General features: G+C 57.6%; 24 protein-coding genes and 1 pseudogene. 7 read left to right on the top strand and 18 right to left on the bottom strand.

All coding sequences use genetic code 11. The features are described from left to right. Nucleotides 1-7 precede the first annotated feature (7 nt). From pfkB to ACRQU7_RS00590, 4 genes are read right to left on the bottom strand one after another with little or no spacing between them, the layout of a single operon-like run. On the bottom strand, nucleotides 8-940 hold the full coding sequence (gene pfkB, locus ACRQU7_RS00605) for a 1-phosphofructokinase (protein ID WP_444642898.1): 933 nt from the start codon (nucleotides 938-940) through the stop codon (nucleotides 8-10). A 40-nt stretch (nucleotides 941-980) separates the two neighbouring features. Next, nucleotides 981-1,625: a dihydroxyacetone kinase subunit DhaL gene (gene dhaL / locus ACRQU7_RS00600; protein WP_444642896.1), complete on the bottom strand. Its 645-nt coding sequence runs from the start codon at nucleotides 1,623-1,625 to the stop codon at nucleotides 981-983. Between the two features lie 44 nt (nucleotides 1,626-1,669). Further along, nucleotides 1,670-2,662 carry a dihydroxyacetone kinase subunit DhaK gene (locus ACRQU7_RS00595; protein ID WP_038322288.1) on the bottom strand — a complete coding sequence of 331 codons (993 nt, stop codon included), beginning with the start codon at nucleotides 2,660-2,662 and terminating at the stop codon, nucleotides 1,670-1,672. Then, nucleotides 2,659-3,465 carry a DeoR/GlpR family DNA-binding transcription regulator gene (locus ACRQU7_RS00590; protein WP_444642894.1) on the bottom strand — a complete coding sequence of 269 codons (807 nt, stop codon included), beginning with the start codon at nucleotides 3,463-3,465 and terminating at the stop codon, nucleotides 2,659-2,661. Before ACRQU7_RS00590 ends, ACRQU7_RS00595 begins: the two co-directional genes overlap by 4 nt. A 540-nt stretch (nucleotides 3,466-4,005) precedes the next feature. Between ACRQU7_RS00590 and ACRQU7_RS00585 the strand changes: the two genes are divergently transcribed. The 5 genes from ACRQU7_RS00585 to ACRQU7_RS00565 all read left to right on the top strand — a co-directional run bounded on the left by ACRQU7_RS00585 (nucleotide 4,006) and on the right by ACRQU7_RS00565 (nucleotide 9,938). Continuing rightward, nucleotides 4,006-5,322, top strand: a complete 1,317-nt coding sequence (locus ACRQU7_RS00585) for a putative DNA modification/repair radical SAM protein (protein WP_444642892.1) — start codon at nucleotides 4,006-4,008, stop codon at nucleotides 5,320-5,322. After that, nucleotides 5,301-6,131, top strand: coding sequence for a TIGR03915 family putative DNA repair protein (locus ACRQU7_RS00580; protein WP_444642890.1), 831 nt, complete (start codon nucleotides 5,301-5,303; stop codon nucleotides 6,129-6,131). The genes ACRQU7_RS00585 and ACRQU7_RS00580 overlap by 22 nt, the downstream gene beginning before the upstream one ends. Before the next feature lie 252 nt (nucleotides 6,132-6,383). Further along, entirely contained in the window at nucleotides 6,384-7,994 is a 1,611-nt protein-coding gene (locus ACRQU7_RS00575; protein ID WP_444642888.1) for an efflux RND transporter periplasmic adaptor subunit, read from the top strand. Continuing rightward, on the top strand, nucleotides 7,991-8,716 hold the full coding sequence (locus ACRQU7_RS00570) for an ABC transporter ATP-binding protein (RefSeq protein ID WP_444642886.1): 726 nt from the start codon (nucleotides 7,991-7,993) through the stop codon (nucleotides 8,714-8,716). Before ACRQU7_RS00575 ends, ACRQU7_RS00570 begins: the two co-directional genes overlap by 4 nt. After that, nucleotides 8,703-9,938, top strand: coding sequence for an ABC transporter permease (locus ACRQU7_RS00565; RefSeq protein ID WP_444642884.1), 1,236 nt, complete (start codon nucleotides 8,703-8,705; stop codon nucleotides 9,936-9,938). The genes ACRQU7_RS00570 and ACRQU7_RS00565 overlap by 14 nt, the downstream gene beginning before the upstream one ends. A gap of 278 nt (nucleotides 9,939-10,216) precedes the next feature. Here the strand turns inward: ACRQU7_RS00565 and ACRQU7_RS00560 are convergent. The 13 genes and pseudogenes from ACRQU7_RS00560 to ACRQU7_RS00500 all read right to left on the bottom strand — a co-directional run. Further along, nucleotides 10,217-10,987, bottom strand: a pseudogene (locus tag ACRQU7_RS00560) (acetyl-CoA carboxylase carboxyltransferase subunit alpha); the annotation flags it as partial. Continuing rightward, complete coding sequence (accD, locus tag ACRQU7_RS00555) at nucleotides 10,984-11,853, bottom strand: acetyl-CoA carboxylase, carboxyltransferase subunit beta (RefSeq protein WP_141826823.1); 870 nt, start codon at nucleotides 11,851-11,853, stop codon at nucleotides 10,984-10,986. The pseudogene ACRQU7_RS00560 and the gene accD, both read right to left, overlap by 4 nt. After that, a complete protein-coding gene (gene accC, locus ACRQU7_RS00550) occupies nucleotides 11,847-13,193 on the bottom strand; it encodes an acetyl-CoA carboxylase biotin carboxylase subunit (RefSeq protein ID WP_444642881.1) in 1,347 nt (448 codons plus the stop codon). Before accC ends, accD begins: the two co-directional genes overlap by 7 nt. A gap of 20 nt (nucleotides 13,194-13,213) precedes the next feature. Further along, nucleotides 13,214-13,630: a 3-hydroxyacyl-ACP dehydratase FabZ gene (gene fabZ, locus ACRQU7_RS00545; protein WP_444642879.1), complete on the bottom strand. Its 417-nt coding sequence runs from the start codon at nucleotides 13,628-13,630 to the stop codon at nucleotides 13,214-13,216. A 10-nt stretch (nucleotides 13,631-13,640) separates the two neighbouring features. Next, the gene (accB, locus tag ACRQU7_RS00540) at nucleotides 13,641-14,069 is read right to left on the bottom strand and encodes an acetyl-CoA carboxylase biotin carboxyl carrier protein (RefSeq protein WP_444642877.1); all 429 of its coding nucleotides are present in this window, start codon (nucleotides 14,067-14,069) and stop codon (nucleotides 13,641-13,643) included. 30 nt (nucleotides 14,070-14,099) lie between these two features. Continuing rightward, nucleotides 14,100-15,335, bottom strand: coding sequence for a beta-ketoacyl-ACP synthase II (fabF, locus tag ACRQU7_RS00535; RefSeq protein ID WP_444642875.1), 1,236 nt, complete (start codon nucleotides 15,333-15,335; stop codon nucleotides 14,100-14,102). After that, nucleotides 15,332-16,444 (bottom strand): NAD(P)H-dependent flavin oxidoreductase, encoded by a 1,113-nt coding sequence (locus tag ACRQU7_RS00530; protein ID WP_444642873.1) that lies wholly within the window; start codon nucleotides 16,442-16,444, stop codon nucleotides 15,332-15,334. Before ACRQU7_RS00530 ends, fabF begins: the two co-directional genes overlap by 4 nt. 39 nt (nucleotides 16,445-16,483) lie before the next feature. Continuing rightward, nucleotides 16,484-17,224: a 3-oxoacyl-[acyl-carrier-protein] reductase gene (fabG, locus tag ACRQU7_RS00525; RefSeq protein WP_444642871.1), complete on the bottom strand. Its 741-nt coding sequence runs from the start codon at nucleotides 17,222-17,224 to the stop codon at nucleotides 16,484-16,486. Beyond that, on the bottom strand, nucleotides 17,218-18,141 hold the full coding sequence (gene fabD / locus ACRQU7_RS00520) for an ACP S-malonyltransferase (protein WP_444642869.1): 924 nt from the start codon (nucleotides 18,139-18,141) through the stop codon (nucleotides 17,218-17,220). The genes fabG and fabD overlap by 7 nt, the downstream gene beginning before the upstream one ends. After that, nucleotides 18,129-19,076, bottom strand: a complete 948-nt coding sequence (gene fabK, locus ACRQU7_RS00515; RefSeq protein ID WP_444642867.1) for an enoyl-[acyl-carrier-protein] reductase FabK — start codon at nucleotides 19,074-19,076, stop codon at nucleotides 18,129-18,131. Before fabK ends, fabD begins: the two co-directional genes overlap by 13 nt. Further along, nucleotides 19,073-20,071, bottom strand: coding sequence for a beta-ketoacyl-ACP synthase III (locus tag ACRQU7_RS00510; RefSeq protein ID WP_444642865.1), 999 nt, complete (start codon nucleotides 20,069-20,071; stop codon nucleotides 19,073-19,075). The genes fabK and ACRQU7_RS00510 overlap by 4 nt, the downstream gene beginning before the upstream one ends. 20 nt (nucleotides 20,072-20,091) lie before the next feature. Further along, nucleotides 20,092-20,940, bottom strand: a complete 849-nt coding sequence (locus tag ACRQU7_RS00505) for a DegV family protein (protein ID WP_444642863.1) — start codon at nucleotides 20,938-20,940, stop codon at nucleotides 20,092-20,094. 201 nt (nucleotides 20,941-21,141) lie between these two features. Further along, a complete protein-coding gene (locus ACRQU7_RS00500) occupies nucleotides 21,142-21,405 on the bottom strand; it encodes a MarR family transcriptional regulator (RefSeq protein WP_444642861.1) in 264 nt (87 codons plus the stop codon). Nucleotides 21,406-21,693: 288 nt separating this feature from the next. Between ACRQU7_RS00500 and sdaAB the strand changes: the two genes are divergently transcribed. Then, complete coding sequence (sdaAB, locus tag ACRQU7_RS00495; RefSeq protein WP_038322306.1) at nucleotides 21,694-22,353, top strand: L-serine ammonia-lyase, iron-sulfur-dependent subunit beta; 660 nt, start codon at nucleotides 21,694-21,696, stop codon at nucleotides 22,351-22,353. A gap of 40 nt (nucleotides 22,354-22,393) precedes the next feature. Then, a complete protein-coding gene (gene sdaAA, locus ACRQU7_RS00490) occupies nucleotides 22,394-23,275 on the top strand; it encodes an L-serine ammonia-lyase, iron-sulfur-dependent, subunit alpha (protein ID WP_444642859.1) in 882 nt (293 codons plus the stop codon). A 553-nt stretch (nucleotides 23,276-23,828) separates the two neighbouring features. Here the strand turns inward: sdaAA and ACRQU7_RS00485 are convergent. Beyond that, nucleotides 23,829-26,198, bottom strand: a complete 2,370-nt coding sequence (locus ACRQU7_RS00485; RefSeq protein WP_444642857.1) for a homocysteine S-methyltransferase family protein — start codon at nucleotides 26,196-26,198, stop codon at nucleotides 23,829-23,831. Between the last annotated feature and the right edge of the window lie 4 nt (nucleotides 26,199-26,202).

Raw genomic sequence — 26,202 nt, 5'->3', positions numbered from 1 at the left:
TCCTATCTTATCCTATTTCCTCGGTATGAATCAGCGGAAGCATTTTTTGGAAGCTTTCCAGCGTACACATCTGGGTGCCCTCCAGCGTCAGGGAACCGTGCGCCACGGCTACGCCGTAACGGAGCATCTCCGCGCAGGAAAGGCCGTGCACAATCGCGTAGCACATGCCGGCCACCAGAGAATCCCCGGCCCCCTGCACGCCCTTTACCTCGATGTCCGTCCCCGCGCAGAAGTAAGCTTTCTCTTCGGTAATCAGCATCGCGCCGCCCTTGCCCATGGATACGCAGACCATGCCGACGCCCTGGCCGATGATTTTCCGGGCAACGCGGACGGCGTCTTCCTTTGACTGAATCTTTTCTCCGAAAGCTTCCTCAAGCTCGTCCTTGTTGGGCTTGATCAGGTACGGTCCGGCTTTGATCCCTTCCAGAAGCAGCTCGCCGTAGGCGTCGATCACGGTTTTCACGCCGTATTCCCTCGCCTTGTCCGTCAGGGTCTTATAGATATCTTTGGAAACGCCCGGCGGCACGCTGCCGTCCAGCACAAGCAGCGAGGTTTTGGGAAGATATTCCTCCACTTTCTTCACAAGGTCCGCGATGCAGTCCCCGTTTACGAAATTTCCGCTTTCGTTCAGCTCGCTCATCACACTGGCTTTTTTGTCAAAAATCTTGATATTGGTGCGGAGCTGCCCGTTTACGTTTAAAAAATCGTTGCTGATCTTTTCGCTGTTTAAAAAATCTGTCAGAAGCGATCCGCCGTCCATATAATTGAAGCCCAGACAGCGGGTTTCTTCCCCTATATTGTTCAGCGCGATGCTGACATTGATTCCCTTGCCGGAAACATCGCACCGGAAATTTTCCACATGATTGGTTCCCCCGTAGGTAAAGCCGTCAACGGTTACGGTTCTGTCGATGCACGGGTTCAGCGTAAGTGTGGTTATCATTCTTTGTACCCACCTTATTAATGTTATTGGTTCAAATTAGTCAAATATTTTCTGAAGCCCAGTCCGACATTGCCTGAAAAATGATCCACACAGAAGTCGCTCCGGCGTCCTGAAGGCCGATCGCCTTAGTCCCATAGGATTTTGCGCGGCCGAACCGGGCCACACATTCCCGGGTGTATTCCATTCCTTTTTTCGCGCCCGCCGCGCACAGGACGAGGCCTTCTTTCAGGGAAACACCCTTCGCCGCGCCTTCTTCCAGCCCGGCGGCCGCCGGTTCGAACGCGTCCACCATGGTTTTGTCGCCGACCCGCGCCTTGCCTCTTTGCTTCAGCGCTTCCAGCGCCCGGCGGAAAATTCCGGCCAGCAGCGCCAGATCGGCCTGCTCATGGGGTTCCTGACGGGCGACGCCGCTGATGAACATAGTGCCGAAGAGCACGCCCGAAGCGCCGCCCATCGTGTCCAGCAGGGTCATGCCCACTTCCTGGAAAAGAGCTTCCACCGTAGGGAACTCCTTTCCCTCCAGAGCCGCTTTCACTGCCTTGAAGCCGAGCGCCATGCCGAAGCCGTGGTCGCCGTCCCCTATTTTCAGATCGATTTCCGTCAAAAAGTCTTCACTTTCCACAACCTTGCGCGCGACCGAAAGGAACATGTCCCGCAGCTGACGCGTATTCATGGTATTTTCCATACTCTGTCTCCTAAAATTCCGGCGCTTGTAGAGCGCGTCCGTATTTATCTGTACTTTTTAAAGAACGGCGAATAGGCGGGCGCGTCGTAATACGGTTTCAGCTCCTCGTCCAGCTTCAGGATCGAAATGGAAAACCCGCCGGTCCCCTGCGGCTGGAAAAGCGTGTCGATAAAAATATCGTGCAGAATGATTCCTTTTTCCCTGAGGCTTTCGGCCACCCTGCGGTTGACGATGCTCAGCTCCAGCAGGCTGGTAAAGCCGAACCCGTTCACCATGACGGCGATCTCGTCTCCGCCGGAAATCCCGCTGTCGTCCAGCAGGTATTTCAGCATGGTATCCGCGATCTCATCCGCGGGCTTCAGCTCCGTGCGCAGGACACCGGGCTCCCCGTTGAAGCCCATGCCGTACTCGATGAAGCCGTCCGGCAGCTCGCACATGGCCTTTCCGCTGGGAAGATAGCCCGGAGAGGTGGTCACACTGAACGTGAACGTGCTGCGGTTCGCTTTCTGAATGACCCGCACCGCGTCGTCCAGCTCCAGCCCGGCGTCGCACGCCGCGCCCGCGACCTTCATCACCATCGCGATTCCCGCCACGCCGCGGCGTTCGCTCTGCTGCTCCCGCGGGGCGCTGGTGATATCGTCCGCGACAAACACGCAGCGCGTACGGATGCCGTCCATTTCGGCGAGCTCGCCTACCAGCTCGAAATTCAGCACGTCGCCCGCGTGATTCGTACAGATATAAATAACGCCCTTTTCGTGGCGGACTGCTTTCGTCACATTTAAAATTGCCCGCGCGGGGGGCGCAATATACACATTGCCCAGCGCTGCGCCGTCCGCGAGCCCTTCACCCACGTAACCGATGATCCACGGCTCGTTTCCCGAACCACCGCCCGTCACGATGGACACCTTGTCCTTTTTCCGCTTTGTCAGAATGCCTTTGGACTGGGGCAGCGCTTCCAGCAGATCCGGGCAGGTGGCAATATAGCCTTCGAGCATCTGCTCTATCATCTGTTCCGGCTGGTTGATGATCTTATTCAAAATGCATTGTCCTTTCGCGTTTCATTGTTTTCCTCCGGATTGACCACGACAAGATCGACTCCCGTACCTTCGATCTGGCTTCTCAGCTGCTGGGGAATCCGGCTGTCCGTAATCAGCCGCGTCATATTTTTGATCGGGCTGATCCGCGCCATGGACGTATGCCCGAATTTGGTGGAATCGGAGATCAGGATGGTTTCGCGCGCGGCTTTGAGCACGCACTGTTTGACCTGTGCTTCATAAAGATTCGGGGTTGTAATTCCCGTTTCCACGGTAATACTATTACACCCGATAAACGCTTTATCCATACAGAGGCTGTTAATTGTGTTTTCCGCGAATCCGCCGACACAGGACATAATTTTGTGGCGGACGCTCCCGCCGATAAACACCAACTCGATGTCGTCGGCGTCCAGAAGCTCAAACGCGATGTTCAGCGCGTTGGTAATCACCACAATATCGCGCTTGCTTCCGTTTTTAATCAGCTTGACAAGCTCCAACGTGGTAGAACCGGCGTCGATAAAAACGGTATCCGTGGGATCGATGTACTCATACGCTTTTTTTGCGATCGCCCGTTTTTCGCCCGTGTTCTTCTTCTCTTTTTCTTTTTCTTCAAATTCACGAATGGTAGAGATGTTGACCGCACCCCCGCGGGTACGTCTTAAAAGGCCCTGCTCGTCCAGTTCATTCAGGATCTTGCGCACGGTCACCTCAGAGGTTTCCAGCGCCTGGCTCAGCTCCGGTACGGTTACGACCGGTTTTTCTTGCAGCATGGAAAGGATCAGGTTCTTTTTTTCTACAGTAAGCATAACGCTCTCCCTTTCGTTGTGTTTTAATATTATATCATTAACTTTCAAAAGTCAATATATTTTATAAAAAAATAAATTTATGAAACTTTTTGCTTTCTTTCTTCGAAACCTGTCCGATTTTGCCTTATTTTCTTATAAAATCTGCATTTATTATATAATATATAGGAATATTAGTCAAAGAATTTCCGCTTGTATAAGATTTTTATTTTTTCTTCTGTGTAAATATCAGTTTCCCGAGCTTAAAAACAGGATCGGTAGCTTTCGAAACATTACGGTTATGGAGAATGGCTCTCCAAATTGACAAAGATCTAAAATGCAATCGAAATGCTTCTCCGCTCAAAATTTTTTCTCTGCCTTTACAAGAACGTATGTTCTGTGTTATGATAAAGAAAAGCCCTCTAAAGAGGGAAAAATCCCTGCCTCCCTCCGCGAGGGAGGTGGCGCGCCCGGCGCAACGGAAGGAGTTTCCCTGCTTCATGAGCACATCGCCGCAAGTAGGCGCCAAAAGGAACGGGACCCCATCATAAGGAGCTGAAAGACATGGACGTCTTCGATAAACTGAAAATTCTGACCGACGCGGCAAAGTACGACGTGGCCTGCACCTCCAGCGGAGTGGACAAAAAGGCTTCGCGCGGCGGGATCGGAAACGCCACCGCCTGCGGCATCTGCCACAGCTTTGCCGCGGACGGGCGGTGCATCTCGCTTTTGAAGGTGCTGATGACCAACGCCTGCACCTACGACTGCCAGTACTGCGTGAACCGCCGCTCCAACGACACGCCCCGCGCCGCCTTTACCCCGCGCGAGCTGGCGGAGCTGACCATCAACTTTTACCGCCGCAATTATATAGAAGGGCTTTTCCTCAGCTCGGGCATTCAGCGGAACCCGGACTACACCTGTGAGCAGATGATCGAGGCGCTGCGGATTCTGCGGGAGGAATACCGGTTTTCGGGCTACATCCACGCAAAGGCCATCCCCGGAGCGGACAGCGTGCTGATTTCCCGTCTGGGGATGCTAGCCGACCGCATGAGCGTCAACATTGAGCTGCCGTCCCAGAGCAGCCTGAAGCTGCTGGCCCCGGACAAATCAAAGCATTCCATTCTGGCGCCCATGGGATATATTCAGAACCGGATTCAGGAAAACACCACCGACCTTGTCAGATACCGGCACGCTCCCAGGTTCGCCCCCGCCGGACAGAGCACGCAGATGATCGTAGGCGCCACGCCGGAGACGGATTTTCAGATTCTGAACCTGACCGAGGGTCTTTATAAAAAATACAAGCTGAAACGCGTTTTCTTTTCCGCCTATATGCCCGTTTCCGACAGCGCCCTGTTGCCCTCCACGGACACAAAGCCCCCGCTCCTGCGGGAGCACCGCCTGTACCAGGCGGACTGGCTTCTGCGATTTTACGGCTTTACCGCCAATGAAATCCTGGATCCCGGTCATCAAAGCTTTAACCCTTATATAGACCCGAAATGCAACTGGGCGCTCAATCATATGGAGTGCTTTCCCATGGAAATCAACCGCGCGCCGTACGCGGAGCTGCTGCGCGTACCGGGAATCGGCGTGACCAGCGCCAAACGCATCGTTACCGCCCGGCGTACCGGGCCGCTGAATTTTGACGGGCTGAAAAAGCTGGGCGTCGTGCTGAAACGGGCGCAGTATTTCATTACCTGCGGCGGAAAAATCGCGGACGGGCTGAAAATCACGCAGGACGCCGCGCTGCGCTCGCTGATGTCCGATACCGCGCTGGGCATGTACCGTCAGGGCGCGGGCTTTGAACCGGAGCAGCTTTCCCTGTTCGAACAGCCGCGCCTGACACAGGAGGATGTGCGAAAATGCCTGACCGGTCAAATCTGATTTACTGCTACGACGGAAGCTTTGACGGGCTTTTATGCTGTGTCTTTGAGAGCTACGAAAAGCGTGAAATTCCCGCGGATATTTTTTCGCCCGACGCGGAGCAGACCGTTCTGCTGCCGCAGAAGGAGATCGTCACCGATCCCAAAAAATCGGCCCGGGTGCTGGCTTCCATCCCGGGGAAAATGGGGATGGAAGCGCTGGACTTCGTGCGCCACGCTTATCTGACGTGCCTGCCCCGGAAAGAGCTTTTTATCCTGCTGTTTCTCCGCATGGGCTTTTCCTGCGGTCCCCGGGTGATGAATATGCTGGCGGACGATGTGGTAAACACGCTTTTTAAAGCGGTCAAGCACCTGACCAACGAAGCGCACCTGCTGAAAGGCTTCCTGCGCTTTTCCGTCTTTGACGGCGCGCTGGCCGCCGAGATCGAGCCCAAAAACCTCGTGCTGCCCCTGCTGGCCCCGCATTTCCGAGAACGGTACCCGGAGGAACGCTTTTTGATTTACGACCGCACGCACTCCATGGCGCTGATCTATCAGCCCTACCGCTCCAAAATCATTTCCGCGGACGATTTCCAGATGCCCGAACCGGACGAGGAAGAACGTTCCTTCCGGGAGCTTTGGCGTCTTTTTTACAACACCATCGAGGTGCAGGGCCGCCACAACCCGAAGTGCCGTATGAGCCATATGCCAAAGCGCTACTGGAGCTGCATGACGGAATTCAGCACGGAGAGAAATACCCGAAAAAAGCAGGAGCTGCCCGGGGGGCCGAAGCTTCTGAACGGTTCCGGTCCGGAATCGTCAGGCCGATGATCATCTGTTTTTTATTTGCCGCCGCGCCTTGCTTTGCGGGCCTTTTTCCGTTAGGAAAAGGCCCGCTTGTAATTGTTCACAGAATACACCATTTCTTTTCACAATTATTTAAACTCTTTTTTGCCCAATTCCTATAGTCTTAATATTGACATTTTTACCCCTCGGCTGTATGATTGTATTAATCAAATAGTACATACTGGATAGAACTGTCAACGTGCTTTTTGTTCCACAAACGAAGGAGTGACTACCACTGTGAAGAAAAAAAGGAAAAAGATTATTTTGATCGCCGTCGCGGTGATTGTTGTAGCCGCGGTTGCGGTCAACGCATTTCTGCCGAAAAGTTCCGCGGTACCATCGGTGCAGAGCACCCCCCTAAGCAAAACCGAACTGCGCAACACGGTCAGCACTACCGGAGTGGTGGAAAGCACCAACTCCGTAAAGGTATATACGGACCTGAATTATTCCGTCAAAACGTTGCCCGTGGAAGTCGGCGACCGCGTCAGCGCCGGAGACGTGCTCTGCAAGCTGGATTCTGGGGACCTGGAAGATACCATCGGGCAAAAGCAGGCCGCTTTGAGCAGCAACGCGAAGCTGGCTTATCAGAAGATACAGGCGAGCGAGAAGAAATACAACGATACCTCCAGCACTCTGAACGCCGGGCTGAATACGCAGATCAACGCCGCACAGGACAAAGTGGACTCCGCCAAGCGCGATCTGGAGAATGCGCAGCAGAAACAGAGCGACGCGGAAAAGCATATACAGGAAAACCTGAACACGTCGCTGCTTTCCGCCAAACAGACGCTGAGCAGCGCCAAGCTTCAGCTTGACAACGCAACAAAAACATATAATGATTACAAGAAAGAATATAAGGACGACATGGACGGCACCTATGAATATGAATCTCAGCTGTCCCAGTACAGAAACGCCATGGAATCCGCCCAGCTTTCCTACGACAACGCGCAGAAAAACCTGAACGCCGTGGCAACCGCCGCGGACGAGGAGCGCGACCAGTACGTCAAATCGACCGCGGCAGCGCAGTCCGCGTATGACAGCGCGGTCAAGTCGCTCACGGCGACACAGACCTCCGTCAATCAGGACCTGAAAACGGCGCAGGACGACATTATTACCTCGAAGCTTTCCGCCGATGACACGGCGTCGGTAAAAGAACTGCAGGCGCTGCAGACCAAGCTTGACAAGTGCACGGTCACCGCCCCGAATTCCGGCACGGTCACCGCCGTTTACGCGGTGCAGAACGCCCCCGCGAGCAGCCTGATGTTTGTAATAGAGGACACCGCCGCGCTGAAAATGACCGTGAAAATCAAGGAGTACGACATCACCAACGTAAAAGAAGGCATGAAGGTGGCTGTGACGGCCGACGCGATCGCCGATAAGGAATTTGAGGGCGTGCTCGAAAGGGTTTCTCCCGCTTCCGTCAAGGGAGCCGACGGCAAAGCCGCCAGCAGCAACGACGCCGAATTTGAGGCCGACGTTCTGATCACCTCAAAGGATACCCCCCTGAGAATCGGCATGAACGGAAGCGCGGACATCATTCTGGAACAGAAGAAGGACGTTTTCGCAGTGCCGTATGACGCGGTATCCGCCGACGCTTCCGGAAAGAGCGTTGTCTACGCCGCCGTGCCGCAGAAGGACGGAACCTTTAAAGTGCAGGCCGTCACCGTAACAACGGGAATTGAGACGGACGCGGAGGAGGAAATTTCCGGGGACGGACTGAAGGAAGGCATGCAGATCATTTCCGACGCCAAAGAGATCAAGCCGGGCGAAACCGTCAAGCTTTCCGGCGCGGTGGAAGGAACCGAATCCGGAGGCGGCGCGGGATTCAGAGCGGCGGGTATGAGACCATGAATACTGTAATCGATATGCACGATATCGTTAAAACCTTTTACATAGGAACGCCCAACGAGCTGGAAATCCTGCACGGCATCACCCTGGACATTTACGAAGGGCAGTTTGTCTCCATTGTCGGCGCGTCCGGCTCGGGCAAATCCACCCTGATGAATATCATCGGCGCGCTGGACCGACCGACCGCCGGCGACTACATCCTGGACGGCGTGCCAATCAGTAAGATGAGCAGCAACGAGCTTTCGGAAATCCGCAACAAAAAAATCGGGTTTGTTTTTCAGACCTTTAACCTGATTCCGCGTTCCACCTCGCTGGGCAACGTGGAGCTCCCCATGCTTTACGCGGGGATGCCGAGTAAAAAAAGGTCCGCCCGCGCCATGGAGCTTTTGAAGTTGGTGGAGATGGAAGACCGCTCAAAGCATATGCCCAACGAGCTTTCCGGCGGACAGAAGCAGCGGATCGCCATTGCCCGCGCCATGGCGAACGACCCCGCGATCATCCTTGCGGACGAGCCGACCGGCGCGCTGGACAGCTCCACGGGCCGCCTGGTCATGGACCTGTTCCACAAGCTCCACCGGGAGCAGGGGAAGACGATCGTCCTGATTACCCATAACAACGAGCTGGCGATGGAAACCGAACGGATCATCACGATTCACGACGGCAGAATCCAGAGCGATAAAGACAACCAGCCTGTTTTTCAGGAGGAAAATCATGAATCTGCTTGAAAATATTTCTCTTGCCATCAACGGGCTGATCTCCAATAAAATGCGCGCCCTGCTCACCATGCTGGGCATTATCATCGGCATCGGCTCCGTCATCGCCATCACCTCCGTCGGCAACGCGATGACCACCTCCGTCAACGACGCGCTTTCAAATTTCGGCATTACCAACATTTCGGTTTATCTCTCCAGCAAGGAAGGCGGCGGAGGCGGCTCCGCCATGACGAAAGACGATTATATTTCAACCGATATGATCGCGAAATACCAAAAGAAATACGCCGACAAGATCACCGCAATCGGATTGAGCGCAAGCGCGGGGACCGGAAAAATCAAGAACGGCCACAAAACGTCCAATGTTTCCCTTTCCGGAGTCAATGAAGGCTCGATGCTGGTCGACAACATCACCGTGATCCGCGGCCGGTTTATTGCCGAAAAAGACGAGCAGCGCGTCAGCAAGGTCGCCGTGATCTCCGAGCGGCTGGCTGCGGAGCTGTACGGCTCGGCCGATAACCCGATCGGCAAGCAGATCCGCATGGAGACCAATTACGGATATAAGACCTACACGGTCGTCGGGGTTTATCAGGAAGCTTCCTCTTCCATGTTTATGCGGCAGGACACGCGTACCACCTTTTACATTCCGGTAACGGCCGCAAAGGAGCTGACCGGCGACGACGACGGATATCAGAGCCTGACGGTCATGGCCGCGCGCGGAATCGATTATACCCAGTTCGCCGACGATACGCAGAATTTCTTCAACACTTTTTATACCAAAAATAAATTCTTTCAATGCTTTGCTATGAGCCTGGAATCCCAAATTTCCGAAATGAATTCGATGATGGGCACCCTGACCCTTGCCATTTCCATTATCGCGGCCATTTCGCTGCTGGTCGGCGGCATCGGGGTCATGAACATCATGTTGGTGTCCGTCACGGAGCGCACAAGGGAAATCGGCGTGCGCAAGGCGCTCGGCGCGCCGGACAGCGCCATCCGCACCCAGTTTATTGTAGAGTCCATGATTATCTGCCTGATCGGGGGTATTTTCGGAATCATTCTGGGAGCCGGACTCGGTTACGCGGGCGGGCTGCTGCTGAAGCAGGCGGCTTATCCCACCCCCTCCGCCATTGCGGTCGCCGTGGGCTTCTCCATGGCCATCGGCATTTTCTTCGGCTACTACCCCGCGAACAAAGCCGCAAAGCTCGACCCGATCGAAGCCCTGCGGTACGAATAAAATGATCCTATCATCATAAAAAACGCGTCCTGCCCGGGTTTTAAGTCCGGTTGCAGGACGCGTTTTTATTTGACTCCCCCAATCGGTCTTCTCCCTCCTCCGCGCGCGGCACCTCCCTCACAGAGGGAGGCAAAGAGAGGCCCCATCCCTGAGGGGGCTGGCAGGCATAGCCTGACTGAGGGAGTCGCTCCTTGCTTCCTTTAGAGCATCGCCGTAGGCGCGTGCCGACCGCATGGTCCCGCAGGCGTTTCCTGACCGGCAGGTCTCCCGGCGGGTCCGGAGCCGATGCCGCGAAAGCGCTCGTAGCGTTTCTGAACCAGCTCCTGCGGGTCAAGATTTTTGTTTCTCACAAGCGTTTCCCACAGGCCCTGTTTGATCTCCTGATAAGTCCTGTGGAAATTCCTGCCGCTTTCCCCGACGACGCGCTCAATTACCTTCAGCTCCAGAAGATCCTGCGCGGTGAGCTTCAGGCATTCCGACGCTTCTTTCACCCGGGAGGAATCCTTCCAAAGAATGCTGGCGCATCCCTCGGGGGAAATGACGGAGTAAACGGCGTTTTCCAGCATCCAGACCTCGTCGGCAACGGCGAGCGCGAGCGCCCCGCCGCTTCCGCCCTCACCGATCAGCACGGAGACGACCGGGACCCTCAGCGTCATCATTTCCATCAGGTTCTCTGCAATTGCCTGCCCCTGCCCGCGCTCTTCCGCAGCAATGCCGCAGAACGCGCCGGAGGTGTCCACAAAGCACACCACGGGACGCCCGAATTTTTCCGCGAGCTTCATCTGCCGCAGGGCCTTGCGGTATCCCTCCGGATGGGCGGAACCGAAATTGCGGAAGACCTTTTCCTTGGTATCGTGTCCCCGTTCCAGAGCCACCACCGTCACCGGCATGGTATTCAGCCGGGCAATGCCCGCCACGACGGCCTTGTCGTCGCCGAAACGGCGGTCGCCGTGCAGCTCGACAAAGTCCTCAAAGATATTGGCGATAAAATCCGTCCCCGTCGGTCTGCCCTTGGCCCGGGCGGCGGCCACCTTGTCATAAGCGCTCATCCGCATTCCCTCCCCGTGTGCAGGGAAAGAAGCCTGGCAATCTGCTTTCTTTGGTTCTTACGGTCGACAATCGCGTCGACAAAGCCTTTTTCCAGCAGGAATTCTGCCCGCTGAAAGCCCGAGGGCAGCTTCTGGCGGATGGTCTGCTCAATCACGCGCGGCCCCGCAAAGCCGATCAGCGCGTTCGGCTCGGCAAGGATGATGTCGGCCTCCATGGCAAAGCTGGCGGTCACTCCGCCGGTGGTCGGGTCGGTCAGAACGGCAATGTACAGGTTCCCCGCGTCGCTGTGCAGCTTGACGGCCCCGCTGGTTTTGGCCATCTGCATCAGCGAAAGGATTCCCTCCTGCATTCTGGCCCCGCCGGAAACGGTGCAGCCGACGACCGGCAGGGAATGGTCACGGGCGTACTCGAAAATCCGTGTGATTTTTTCGCCTACCACTGTACCCATGCTGCCCATCATAAAGTGGGGCTCCATGACGAACAGCGCGCAGTCGTTTCCGCCGATTCTGGCGGTGCCGCAGACAACGGCCTCTTTCTCGGCGCTTTCCAGCCTTGCGTGCTTGATCTTTTCCGGGTAGCCGGGAAAATCAATCGGATTTTTGGAAAGGATTCCGCCGTAAAGCTCCTCAAAGGTATTCTCATCCGTCAGCATACTGATGCGCTGGCGGGCGTTCATACGGAAATGATACCCGCATTTCGGGCAGACATTGCTGTTTTCATTCAGCGCGCCCGTAAAAAGCGTCTGTTTGCAAGAGGGGCATAAAACGCACATTTCGCCCGGAACATCGGGCGAAACCGTTTTGAGATACTTGTTGTAATTTTCAAGCTCGTTTTTCGGCTTGCGAAAAAATTCTTTTTTCAGCACGGAACGTTACCCCGTTTCTCGATCAAATCGGTATAATAGTCGCCGGCGATAAATTCGCTGTCGCTCAGAATATCCATCTGCTGCTCCGCGTTGTGCTCCACACCCTCGATCACCAGCTCGCACAGGGCCGCCTGCATTTTGCGGATGGCTTCCTCGCGCGTTTTGGCGTGCACGATCAGCTTGGCGATCATGGAGTCGTAAAACGGCGGAACGGTATAGTCCTGATACAGGGCCGTGTCAAAACGGACCCATGGCCCGCCCGGAATATGCAGAAAGGAAATGGTACCGCAGCTGGGACGGAACCCGTCACGCGGATTTTCCGCGTTGATGCGGCACTCGATGGCGGTGCCTTCGATCTTGATATCTTCCTGTTTATAGGAAAGGGGCACGCCGGACGCGATCCGGATCTGCCACTTGACAAGGTCGATCCCGGTCACCATCTCCGTTACGGGATGCTCCACCTGAAGCCTCGTATTCATTTCCATAAAATAGAAATTCCCGGTCTTATCCATCAGGAACTCGATAGTACCGGCGTTGACGTATTTGACCGCACGGGCCGCCCTGACTGCCGCCTCCATCATCTTCCGGCGCGTTTCGGCGCCGACGGCGGGGGAGGGGCTTTCCTCCAGCAGCTTCTGGCGTTTGCGCTGGACGGAGCATTCCCGCTCGCCCAGGCAGACGACGTTCCCGTAGCCGTCGCATAAAATCTGCATTTCGATATGCTTTACCGGAAACAGATACTTTTCCATGTAGACCTCGCCGTCGCCGAACGCGCTCTGCGCTTCCGCAGAAGCCGCGGCAAAGGCGTTTTTCAGCTCTTTGGCACTGTTGACCGTGCGGATTCCCCGGCCGCCGCCGCCCGCACGGGCCTTGACCAGAAGGGGATACCCGATTTTGTCGGCTTCCTGCTGAATCAAAGCGGGGTCGTCAAGGATATCGCAGCCCGGCACAACGGGGACCCCGGCCGCGCGCATCGTCTTACGCGCCGCGTCCTTATCGCCCATTTTGCGGATGAGGTCGGCGCTCGGCCCGATAAACGCGATGCCGCATTTTTCACAGAGCGACGCGAAGTCCGCGTTTTCCGACAGCAGCCCGTAACCGGGGTGGATGGCCTGCGCGCCCGTTACCACGGCGGCGGAGAGGATGGCGCTCATGTTCAGATAGCTGTCCTTCGCCTGCGCGGGGCCGATGCAGATGCTTTCGTCCGCAAGGCTGACGTGCAGGGAATCCCTGTCCGCCTCCGAAAAAACCGCTACGCTCGAAATCCCCATCTCCTTACAGGCGCGGATGATGCGGACGGCGATTTCGCCGCGGTTGGCAATCAATATTTTAGAAAACAAGCTTCAGCCTTCCTTTCCTGTCAGCCGCCGACCAGCGCGAAGGAAAGCTCGCCGGAAACCGCCAGCTGCTCACCCACATAGCCTTTGGCGCTTGCAAAGCAGAAAGGGCCTCTTTCCTTTGTCAGGCTGCACTCGACTGTGAGTGTATCCCCCGGGAGGACCGTGTGCTTGAAGCGCACCTTATCCAGTCCCGTATAATACGGCGTACGGCCGTTGATTTTATCCCCGATCAGGATGCAGCATGCCTGCGCCAAGATTTCGCACAGAATAACGCCGGGAACGACGGGGTTTCCGGGAAAATGCCCCTTTAAAAACCATTCGTCCCCCCTGACGGTATACCTTCCCTGCGCCGTTGTTTCCCCTGTTTTTTCCACTTGGTCAACCAGCAGCATGGGTTCCCGGTGGGGAATCATTTTCATGATTTCTTCTCTGTTCATAAAAAACCTCCTACCTGATCCGGAACAGTACCTGCGCGTACTCCACGACCTGGCCGCTGGCCGCACAGATTTCGGTGATTTCCCCGTCGCACTCCGCGCTGATTTCATTGAGCAGCTTCATAGCTTCAATGATACAGAGCGTGTCGCCCTTTTTTACGCGGCTGCCGACCTGTACGTACGGCTCCGAATCGGGGGAAGCGGAAGCGTAAAACACGCCGACGATCGGCGATTTCACTTCCGCTCCTCCGCATTCCTTTGCGGGGGCGGGCGCCGCCTCGGCCGCGATCTGCGGCGGAACGGCTGTCGGAACGGGAAGAGCCTCCGCGCAGGCGGGTTTCCGCTCCAGCCGGAGGGAGGCCCCGTCCTGTGTGATATCGACTAAAGTCAGCCCGTTTTCGCGCATGGCCTCCGCGATTTCCTTAATTTGCTGAATATCCAAACCAAAACCAGTCCTTTCCACATTCAAGTCCTATTCGCCGCGGTATTTACGCAGGGCGATACAGGCGTTGTGACCGCCGAAGCCCAGCGAAACGGAAAGCGCGGCGCTGACGTCCTTCTCCCTTGCGGTGTTCGGCACATAGTCAAGGTCACAGTCCTCGTCCTTTTCGCGGTAGCCGACGGTCGGGGGGATCACCCCGTTTTTCAGGGCAAGCACGGAGGCGATCGCCTCGATCGCGCCCGCCGCGCCGAGCATGTGGCCGGTCATGGACTTGGTGGAGCTGATGCAGACATGGTATGCCCTGTCGCCCAGCGCCTTTTTGATCGCAATGGTTTCAGATTTATCGTTCAGGGGAGTCCCCGTACCGTGCGCGTTGATATAGATTTCCGTCTCTTCCTGCAGCCCGGCTTCCTCCATGGCGAGGGAAATCGCCCTTGCGCCGCCGACGGCCTCCGGGTGGGGAGCCGTGATATGGTGCGCGTCGCAGGTGTTTCCGTAGCCGCTGACTTCCGCGTAAATCTTCGCGCCGCGGGCCTTTGCGTGCTCATATTCCTCCAGTACCAGAATTCCCGCGCCCTCGCCCATGACAAAGCCGTCGCGGCGCTTGTCGAACGGGATGGAGGATTCCTCGGGGATATTTTTGGTGGAGAGCGCCATGCAGTTGGTAAAGCCCGCGATTGCGAGCGGGTTGACGGTCGCTTCCGCGCCGCCCGCAAGGATGACGTCCGCGTACCCGAAACGGATGGAGCGGAACGCTTCGCCCACCGCGTTGGTGGAAGTCGCGCAGGCGGTCACGACCGGAAGGCTGGGGCCCTGCGCGTTGTATTTGATGGCGATATTGCCCGACGCCATGTTGGAAATCATCATCGGGACAAAGAGGGGGGAAACCTTCCTCGGCCCGCCCTTCAGCAGCTTATCGCACTCGTTGATGAAGGTGCTCATGCCGCCGATTCCGGAACCGACGTAAACGCCGAACCGCTCGGGCTCGACCTTGCCGAGAATTTCGCTGTCCTCCACCGCCTGCGCGGCGGCGGCAACGGCATACTGCGCGAACAGGTCCGTTTTACGGATTTCCCCCTTTTCCATATAGTCATGCGGGTCAAAGTTTTTGACCTCCGCCGCGATTTTCACCTTATAATCGGCGGTATCGAATTTCGTGATAAAATCGATTCCGCTCCGGCCTTCCACCAGACTGTCCCAGAACGATTCCACGGTATTTCCGACGGGCGAAATCACGCCCATCCCGGTAACAACCACTCTTCTCATATTGAATCCTCTCTTACTGCGGCAAGCGCGCCGTCTTTACTCTGCCGGTACTCCTCTGAAAGAGTCTCGAACAGCTTTTTGACCGATACGATCTCTTTCACCTTGTAACCGTTCGCCCCGATAAACGCAAAGCCGTTTTCCATCCTGCCCCTGCCGGCGTTGATCAGCGCCATGGAGATGCAGTAGGGACTTTCCTTCTGCTTACAAGTGATAATGCAGTGGAACGGACAGCCGGCGGGATGCTTCTCCCCCTGTGCGGCCTGCTGAAGGAACCCGTTCACAATGGCGCGTCCGGGCATGCCCACGGGGCTTTGGATAATGCCGATATCCTCCTCTTTACAGGCGACATAGGCGTTTTTAAAGGCGATGTCCGCGTCGCATTCCTCGGTGGCCACGAAGCGGGTCGCCATCTGCACTGCGGAAGCGCCCAGATCGAAAAACCGCCGGATATCCGCGCCGCTGAAGATCCCGCCCGCGGCGATCACGGGGATTTTACGCCCCGCCTGCTCCTCGAGCGGACGGACCGCCTCAATAACCTGCGGCACCAGCTTTTCCAGCCGGTACTCCGGGTCGTCGATCTGTTCCTTATGAAAGCCCAGATGCCCGCCGGCCATGGGTCCTTCGACGACAAACGCGTCAGGGGTGTAATTGTATTTTTCCTTCCACCATTTCGCAATCGTCCTGACCGCGCGGGCGGAAGAAATAATCGGCACCAGTTTGGTTTTACAGCCCTTTCCCACAAAGGAGGGCAGGTTCAGCGGCAGGCCTGCGCCCGCGAAAATGACGTCGATGCCCTCTTCGACGGAGGTTTTCACCATTTCGCCGAAGTCGCTCAGCGCAACCATGACGTTGACGCCCAGCACGCCCTTGGTCTTTGCGCGCGCCCGGCGGATTTCCTCCCGGAGCGCCGCAATGTTGTCCCGGGCACTGGGGCCGGTCTGATGCATCATGCCGACGACCGCGGCGGAAAGCACGCCGATTCCGCCCTCGTTCGCCACGGCGGAGGCAAGCCCGGAAAGGGAAATCCCGACGCCCATTCCTCCCTGCACAACGGGGGTCTGAGCCACAAGGTCACCGATGACGAGTGGTTTCTGATCAAAATAAGCCATTGTATCCTCGATTCTCCGCATACAGCGCGGTTGACGTTATCACATGCAGAGGCCGCCGTCCATTTTAATGACCTCGCCGGTAAGATAGCCCGCCTCGTCCCCCGCCAGAAACGCCGCCAGCGCGGCAATGTCGCCGGGGGTGCCCATGCGCTTTAACGGAATGGCCTCCACGGCGGCTTCCCTGACCTTATCCGTCAGCGCGGCGGTCATATCGGTGTCGATAAAGCCGGGGGCAATCGCGTTGCAGGTCACGTTCCGCGCGGCAAGCTCCTTCGCCGTGGATTTGGTCAGGCCGATCAGCCCGGCCTTCGCGGAGGAATAGTTGGCCTGACCGGCGTTTCCCGTCACGCCGGAAACGGAGGTGATATTGATGATCCTGCCGCTTCTTTTTTTCATGAAGTGGCGGTAGGTATGCTTAATCATATGAAATGCGCCCTTGAGGTTCGTATTGACCACGGTGTCGAAGTCCTCTTCCTTCATCGAGAGAATCAGCCCGTCCCGCACGACGCCCGCGTTGTTGACCAGAATATCGATTCCGCCGAAGTCGGCAAGAATCGCGTCGACCGTTTCTTTGGTCTGCCGGTCGTCCGCAACGTCGCACCGGTAGGCTTTCGCCGTTACGCCGGACTGCCCGATCAGGGAACAGGTCTCCTGTGCCGCCGTTTCGTTTCCGGCGTAAAGGATGGCGACGTCGGCGCCTTCCTGCGCCAGCCTCAGCGCGATGGCTTTGCCGATTCCTCTGGAACCGCCGGTTACGACGGCCGTTTTTCCTTTCAGCATGAGGTCCTCCTTAACTCTTCCGCGGCGGCCCGCGCGTCCGCAAAGTTTTCCACATTGAGGATACGCACCTGCGAAGAGATTTTTTTGATCAGGCCGCACAGGGTTTTCCCGGGGCCGACTTCCACAAAGGTATCGATTCCGTCCGCAATCATGTTTTCCACGGACTTCTGCCAGTAAACGGGGTGGTTGATCTGCTCCGACAGCGTGACTTTCCCGTTTTCCCCGTAGGGCTTCGCGTCCACGTTGGAATAAACCGGCAGGGAGGGCGTTTTCATCTCCACCGTTTCCAGCTCCAGGAGCAGCTTTTTTGCCGACTCGTCCATAAACGGGGAGTGGAACCCGCCGCTGACCGCCAGAGGGACGGCTCTGCCGCCCGCTTTCTGCACATCCGCGCAGAAAGCGTCCATCGCGCTTTTGGAAACCGCGGCGACGGTCTGCCCCTTGCAGTTGTAATTGACAGGATAAGCGTTTTCATATCTGCCGCAAAGCTCCCTCACGATTTCCGCCGGAAGCTTCAGCACCGCGGCCATGCCGCTCGGATTCTTTTCCGCGGCATCCTGCATAAACGCCGCCCTCCGGCACACCAGCCGGATTCCCTCGTCCGGGCCGAACGCCCCGGCAAAGGTCAGCGCCGCGACCTCGCCCAGCGAAAAACCCGCGACCGCGTCGGGGGTGACCCCTTCGGCTTTCAGGCACTGTGCCGCCGCCAGGTCCACGCAGAACACGCAGGGCTGCGTGTTGATGGTCTGGTTCAGCTCCTCCTGCGTACCGCCGAAGCACTGTGCGGAGGTTCCGGGCCGCAGCTCGTCGGCGCGGTCGAACACCTCTTTCGCGGCGGGGCTGTTTTCGCAAAGGTCTTTGCCCATGCCGCTGTACTGAGTTCCCTGCCCCGAAAAGACAAACGCTATTTTACCCATCTGCCGGCACCACCCAACACAGTTTCCGCTTCCCCGAACATTTCCCGGATGATCTCCGCCGCGGGCTGCTCCTTGTCGACAATGGCCGCGATCTGGCCCGCCATAAAGCATCCGTTTTTCTCGTCGCCCTCCACGGCGGCGCGGCGCAGCGCGCCGGAGCCGAACGCCTCCAGGTCCTCTGAGGAAACGTCGGCGTCGTATTCTTTTTTGGCAAATTCACGGGTGAAGGCGGTTTTCAGCGCCCGCACCGGATGCCCGGTACGCTTGCCGGTCGTCAGGGTATCGATATCCTTCGCGTGAAGGATCTTATTCTTATAATTCTGATGGACCCCGCATTCGTTCGCCACCAAAAAACGGGTGCCGACCTGCACGCCGGCCGCGCCGAGCAGGAACGCCGCCGCGATTCCCCGGCCGTCCGCAATACCGCCCGCCGCGACCACGGGGATATCCACCGCGTCGCACACCTGCGGCACCAGCGTCATAGTGGTCAGCTCGCCGATGTGGCCGCCCGATTCGCAGCCCTCGGCAATGACGGCGACCGCGCCGCAACGGGCGACGCGCTTCGCGATGCCGGTGGAAGCCACTACGGGCAGCACCTTGACGCCCGCTTCCAGCCACGCAGCCATATACTGCGAGGGGTTTCCCGCGCCGGTCGTTACCACCGGCACCCCCTCGTCGATAACAAGTTGGGCAACCTCCTGTGCATAAGGGCTCATCAGCATGATATTGACGCCGAACGGTTTGTCCGTCAGCGTTTTCGCCTTACGGATTTCGCCTTTCACCCATTCCGCGTTCGCGTTCATGGCGGAAATCAGGCCCAGCCCGCCGCCGTTGGAAACCGCGGCGGCAAGGGAAGCGTCCGCGATCCAGGCCATTCCTCCCTGTAGAATGGGATATTCGATCCCGAGCAGTTCACACAATGGTGTCTTGATCATCTGCAGTCCTCCTTGTCTTTTTGGTCGGAACCGTCTGTTCGCCCCCAGCGGAGGATGCAGGCCCCGGTGGTCATGCCGCCGCCAAAGGCGGTCAGTGCCAGGATATTTCCGGCGTGCAGCTCCCCTGCGCGGTTGAGCTCATCCAGCAGGATGGGGATGCTCGCCGAGGAGGTGTTGCCGAACCGTTCAATATTGTGCCGGTATTTTTCCGGCGCAATGGAAAGCTTGCCGATCGCCGCGTCGATAATCCGCAGGTTTGCCTGATGGGGCAGGACAAAGTCCACGTCCGCTTCCGTCAGCCCCGCTTCGCGGATGACCTGTACAAGGTCGCCGCACATGGCGGCCACGGCGAATTTATAGACATCCTTGCCGTTCATTTTCAGGTAAGGGTCCACCTGTTTCACCTGAGAATACGGACAGTTGCCCTGTGTGTTTTCCGCGTAGAGCGGGGCGGCGTCGCCCTTCGCCCCGATTTTGACGGAAAGCAGGCTGTCCCCCGGTGCCAGCACCGCCGCGCCGGCCCCGTCGCCGAAAAGCACGCAGGTGGAGCGGTCCTGCCAGTCCAGCAGCCTGGACATGGCCTCCGCCGACACAATCAGGATTTTTTTCGCCCTGTTTGCCGAAAAATAAGAAAAAGCGACATCCAGCGCGTAGACAAAGCCGGTACAGGCCGCGTTCAGGTCGAACGCCGGACAGACCGCACCCAGCCTTTGCTGGATTTCGCATGCAAGAGACGGTGTAATATGATCGCCCCGCGCGGTGGAGCAGATGATCAAGTCCAGCTCCTCCGGCGCCGTGGAAGCGTCTTTCAGCGCGCGCGCCGCCGCTTCGGCGGCATAATCGCACAGGGTTTCCGAAGTGGTAATGTGCCTGCTTTTGATCCCTGTGCGCGTGGAGATCCATTCATCCGAAGTATCAATCAGAAGCGACAGTTCCTCGTTGGTCTTTGTGCACGCCGGAAACGCGCTTCCCGTACCGATAATCGTAAAGCTCATTCTTTCCTCCGTGTTCCGCGTCAGGAATCCCCCTGCGCAATATAGGATACGCCCACGCAGCCCGGCCCGCCGTGGGTGCCGACGACCGACCCGAGGGCGATAATCTCGCTGTCCGAAATGTCCGCCACGGACCCCGCCGCGTCCTTCAGAAGGTTCAAAAACTGCGGGGAATCGGTGTCGCCGAAAAAGATGCGGTGAGCGGGGTCCGGCTTTTCCTTCTCCATCATCTCCGCAATGCGCAGAGAGGCCGCCTTGTGCCCTTTCTTTTTGTCAAACGCCTTGATTTCGCCGTTTTCGATCGAGACGATCGGCTTGATGTGGAGCATGGAACCGAGGAAAGCGGAGGAGGCCGATAGCCTGCCGCCCATTTTCAGATATTTCAGCGTATCGATAATGGCGTAAAACTTCTGCTTCCTTTTCAGTTCTTCCACTGCGGAACAGATTTCCGCCGCGGTTTTTCCGGCGTCCCTCAGCTTGATCATCTCATAAACCAGAAGCGCCAGCCCGAAGCTGACGGTCAGCGAATCGATCAGATGGATGTTTTCCGCTCCCAGCGCCTGTTTGGCAATTACCGCGGACTGATAGGTCCCGCTGAGCTTGCCGGAAATGAAAATACCGATTACCTCGTCGCCGCTATTCCTGTATTTTTCAAATAATTTTTCAAACCGTTCGGGGTTGACCTGCGCCGTAGTGGGAAGCTCCGCGCTGTCGTGGAGCATCTGAAAAAACTGCGGTTTGGTAATGTCCACGCCGTCCACATATTCCTTGTCGCCGAAATGTACGCTCAGGGAAACGATTTCGATCCCGAGCTCGGCCTGTCGGTCAAGGGCAATGTCCGACGTGCTGTCCGTTATAATCTTAATAGCCATAGAAGTCCTCCACTATTTTTTGTTGCTTTCAAAAAAGTTTTTCACCGCGGCCAGTCCCTTTACAAACATGGCCAGTTCATCCTCCGTCATGGCGGACATGATCGCGGAAACCATTTTGTGGTGAAAAGAGGAATGAACTTCATTTACGCTTTTTCCTTTTTCGGTCGGGAGGATACGGACGACTCTTTTGTCGCGCTGGTCCTACTGCCGCTGGACAAAGCCCTTTTTCACCAGCGTGTTGATGGTCGTCGTCAGCGTGCCCGCGGTGATTCCCTGGGAGCACGCGATATCCGAAGCCGTGTTTTTGCCCGCCTGCGTGCCGTCGCACACCGCTTCGATCACATGCATTTCCCGCATGGAAAGGTTGTGGGATTCCTTGGTTTTCAGGCTGGCTTCTTCCGTTCTCAGTACCTCGTTAAACACTTTTACAAGAAAATTATTGATCTGGGAGTATTCGTTATTCAATGCAGTTCCCTCCTTTCGCCATTTATTTTGAAGTTCAAAATATTTGTTAATTATATCAAAAAAGAATCGTTTTGTCAAGAAAGTTTTGAAGTTCAAAATAAATATTGGAATTTTTTTACAAATATTATCTTGTGTTCCGGGCATGATAATATACAATCCACCAAAAAAGAAAAGGAAGCCCGCAGGGGCTTTATCGGAAAAAGACCGTTTCCAACCCCTGCGCATTATGCTATAATAGCAGCGTAAATTGGAATCATTCCCTTCAAAATGTGGCGGCGGAGGCTTCTTATGAACGTTTTTGATATCATCGGGCCGGTAATGATCGGCCCGTCAAGCTCCCACACGGCGGGCGCCGTAAGAATCGGGCGGATCGCCGGCGCGCTGCTGGACGGAAAGCCCGTGAGCGCGCACATTCTGCTGCACGGCTCCTTTGCGAAAACATACCGCGGGCACGGAACGGACAAGGCCCTTGTCGCCGGGATCATGGGCATGTCCCCGAGCGACGCCCGCATCCGTGAAAGCCTTGCGCTCGCGAAGGAACGGAACCTTTCCGTTGTCTTTGAAAAGGGTGAAATCGAGGGGGCTCACCCCAACACGGCGGTGATTACCCTGACGGATGAGCAGGGGCATACCGCGACCCTGCAGGGCGCTTCCGTGGGCGGCGGAAACATCGTCATCAGCGAAATCAACGGGATGAAGGTGGACGTCACCGGGCAGCAGACCACGCTCCTGATCCTGCACCGGGACGTGCCCGGGGTGATCGCGCATGTGACGAACTACATTGCCTCGCAGGGGGTCAACATCGGCAACTTCAAGCTGACCCGCGGGCACAAGGGTGAAACGGCGCTGATGACCATTGAGGTCGACGGCGAATTCAGCCGGGAAAGCAATGCCGGAATCGAAAAACTGCCGAACGTCCTCCGCTCGACCATGCTGCGGCCGGACTGACGCGGCCGAGAAACCAAGAATCGGAAAGGCCTGATGGAAGATGGGAATTTATTATTCGGTGGAAGACCTTGTGGGCGCGGCCGAGCGCGAAAATAAAAAAATATCGGAGATCGTCCTGGAGGACCAGGCGCGCGAGCTGGAAAAGCCGGAGCCGGAAATATACCGGACGATGCTGGAAAGCTTCCGCGTGATGCAGCAGTCCGTCGAGGACGGCATTGACCCGGACATGCGCTCGGTGAGCGGGCTTTCGGGCGGCGGCGCGTACAAAATGAAACAGGCGGTGGACAAAGGCCGCACCCTTTGCGGCAAGGTGTTCGGCAACGCGCTGGTGCGAGCGCTTGCGGTTTCGGAAAGCAACGCCTGTATGGGCAAGATCGTCGCCGCGCCGACCGCCGGTTCCTGTGGGATTATCCCCGCGGCGCTGCTGACGGTGATGGAGGACCGGGAGCTTCCGGAGCGCGACGTGGTGATGGCGCTGTTCACCGCCTCCGCGTTCGGCATGGTGATCGCCAACAATGCGAGCATTGCCGGCGCGCAGGGCGGCTGTCAGGCGGAATGCGGCGCGGCCTCCGCCATGGCAGCGGCGGCGCTGACGGAGCTGACGGGCGGAACCCCGCAGATGGCGGAGCACGCCTGTGCCATCGCGCTGAAAAATATTCTGGGCCTTGTGTGCGACCCGGTGGCGGGGCTGGTGGAAATTCCGTGCATCAAGCGCAACGCCATGGGCGTGGCGAACGCGTTTGTGGGCGCGGAGCTGGCGCTGGCCGGAATCCAGAGCGCGATTCCCGCCGACGAGGTCATCGTCGCGATGAAGCGGATCGGCGACGCGATGCCCCGCAGCCTGAAGGAGACCTCCGAGGGCGGGCTTGCCGCCACGCCGACCGGAAAGCGCCTGAAAAAAGAGATTTTCGGGGATAACTGAGACCATGCGGTCGGCAGACGGACCTGCCGGTCAGGAAGCGGACCTGCCGGTCGGGATGCGCCTACGGCGATACCTCCAATCGGCTTACGTTAAACCGAAGTCTGATGCTCCAAGACTCCCTTCGTCGCGCCGGGCGCGACACCTCCCTCACAGAGGGAGGCAGGGGTTCGACCTTTTTAGGCTCCCTCTTTGAGGGAGCTGGCAGGCGCAACCTGACTGAGGGAGTTCTCCCCAACTTCCGTATCCCCCGTCAATGAAAACCATAGCGGTATCGTATCTCCTAAAGGCACTTTGGGGATACTTGGGGGTGCAGGGGGATTTTATGGAGCTCTCCCGCCGGGAATTCAAAATCCCCCTGCGCGTACTTTGCCTACTTTCGTACAAGAACCGAAAGTAGGGGCCCGCCCGGCCTGAGGGCAAAGCCGGCGATTAGAAAAGGGCAGGGTTATTCAAGAGCAGAGTCTGACTGGGGGAGTCTATCCATTCTGACCGAGATACCAAAAGGCTGCCGGGGGATTTCCCTCCGGCAGCCTTTTGGTATCGAAACGGCGGGTCACTCCCCGCCGAACAGCTTCTGCGCGTAATGCACCGAACCCATCGCGTCCCTGGAATAGGCGTCCGCGTGAATCGACTGCGCGTATTCGGGCGTGAGCACCGCGCCGCCGACCATCACCCGGCAGTCCGGCACCCTTTCGTGCAGCTGGCGGATGGTCTCCGCCATATTGGAAACGGTGGTCGTCATCAGCGCGCTGAGCCCGACCAGCTTCACGCTGCCCTCCTCCGCCGCGTCCACCACCGTTTCGGGGGGGACGTCCTTGCCGAGGTCGATCACGTCGTAGCTGTAATTTTCCAGCAGGACCTTGACGATATTTTTGCCGATATCGTGGATATCGCCCTTGACGGTCGCGAGGATGATTTTTTCCTTCTTCGTCTGCTCCCCGTTGACGGTCATTTTCCCCCGGATGACCTCAAACGCCGACTTGGCGGCCTCCGCGCTCATCAGAAGCTGGGGCAAGAACAGCACGCCCTGCTCGAAATCCTTTCCCACCCGGTCAAGCGCGGGAATCATCTGGGTATTGATGATGGCGAGCGGTTCCTCCGTTTCCACCAGCCGGAGCGCCGCCGCGTGCGCGCTTTCCTTCAAGCCGCGCACCACCGCGTCCAGCAAAGAGATTTCCCCCGCGGCGGGCGGCGGCGCGGTTTCCGTTTTCTGCGCCGAATAGCGGGCGATATAGTCCATGCACTTCTCGTCGCTGCCGCTGAGCGCGCAGTACGCATGGTACGCGTCCATCATCGCGGCGGAATTGGGGTTGACGATCGCGGCCCCCAGCCCGTTCTGCAGCGCCATCGTGAAAAACGCGGCGTTGATGTGTTCCCGCTGGGGCAAACCGAACGAAATATTGGAAACGCCGAGCGAGGTGTGGATGCCCAGCCGGTCGCGGATCAGCCGCAGGGCTTCCAGCGTAATGGCGGCGTTTTCCTGTCCGGCGCTGATGGTCATGGCCAGCGTGTCGAAAACCAAGTCTTTTTTGTCAATCCCGTATTCCCGGGCTATTTTCACGATTTTTTCCGCAATTTCAAACCGGCCCTGCGCCGTGGTCGGAATCCCGTTTTCGTCCAGCGTCAGCGCAATCACCGCGCCGCCGTACTTTTTCACGAGCGGGAAGATCGCCTCCATCGATTCGGCCTTCCCGTTGACCGAATTGATCAGCGGCTTGCCGTTGTAAATGCGCATGGCCCCCGCCATCGCCTTCGGGTCGGAGGTGTCGAGCTGAAGCGGAAGGTCGGAAATCCCCTGAATTTCCATGACCGCGCGGCGAAGGAGCGCAGGCTCGTCGATCTCCGGCAGGCCGACGTTTACGTCGAGAATATGCGCGCCGTTTTCCTGCTGGGTGATCGCCTCCCGCAGCAGGTAATCCATGTCGTTGTCGCGCAGCGCCTGTTTCAGCCGGGATTTGCCCGTGGGATTGATGCGCTCGCCGATCAGAACCGGCTTTTTGCCGAACACGACCGCCCGGGCGAATGAGGAAACCACCGTGCGGTTTTTCGGGACAATGGGGCGCGGGGAAAGGTCTTTGCACCGCCGCACGACCGCCGCGATATGCTCCGGGGTCGTGCCGCAGCAGCCGCCCAGAATCCAGGCGCCTTCCTTCGCGATTTCCTCCATCACGGCGGCGAATTCCTCCGGATTTACGTCGAACACGGTTTTGTCCCCTTCGGTGCGGGGCAGCCCGGCGTTGGGGTTCACGATCACGGGCAAGGAACACGCCCCCGTCATCTGCGGAAGGAATTTTTTCATCTGCTCGGGGCCGAACCCGCAGTTGAGCCCCACGGCGTCCACGCCGAGACCCTCCAGCAGCGCGACCGCAGCCGGGATGTCGCCGCCGGTCAGCAGCTTGCCCTGCTCATCCACGACCATCGTGACGAACACGGGCAAGCGGGTGCTTTCCTTCGCGGCGAGCACGGCGGCCTTGCACTCGTAGGTATCGCTCATGGTCTCGATCAGGATCAGGTCGGCCCCGGCTTTTTCCCCCGCGGCGGCGGCCCGGGAAAAGGCGGAAACAGCGTCCTCAAAATCAAGGTCGCCGAGCGGCCTGAGCAGCTTTCCGGTCGGGCCGATGTCCATGGCGACCAGCGCGCCGGGGGCGGCTTCTCTGGCAAGGCCCACCGCGGCGGCCACGATTTCCTCCGTAGTACGGCCGCAGCCGTGCAGCTTGATCGGGTTCGCGCCGAAGGTATTGGTCGTCAGGATATCCGCGCCCGCCGCGCGGTATCTGCTGTGAATTTCTTTTATCAGTTCGGGGCGGGTCAGGTTCCACAGCTCCGGCAGCTCGCCGGGGCCGAGGCCGTTTTCCTGTAAAAGGGTGCCCATGCCGCCGTCAAAAAAGACGATACGTTTCCCCAAGTCTTCCAGTATTCCCATGATA

The organism is Caproiciproducens puteiluti, assembly GCF_052442865.1.
In the GTDB taxonomy this organism is placed as follows: domain Bacteria; phylum Bacillota; class Clostridia; order Oscillospirales; family Acutalibacteraceae; genus Caproiciproducens.
Note: the sequence above shows the minus strand (reverse complement) of the source record. Positions and strands in the feature narration are given on the sequence as shown.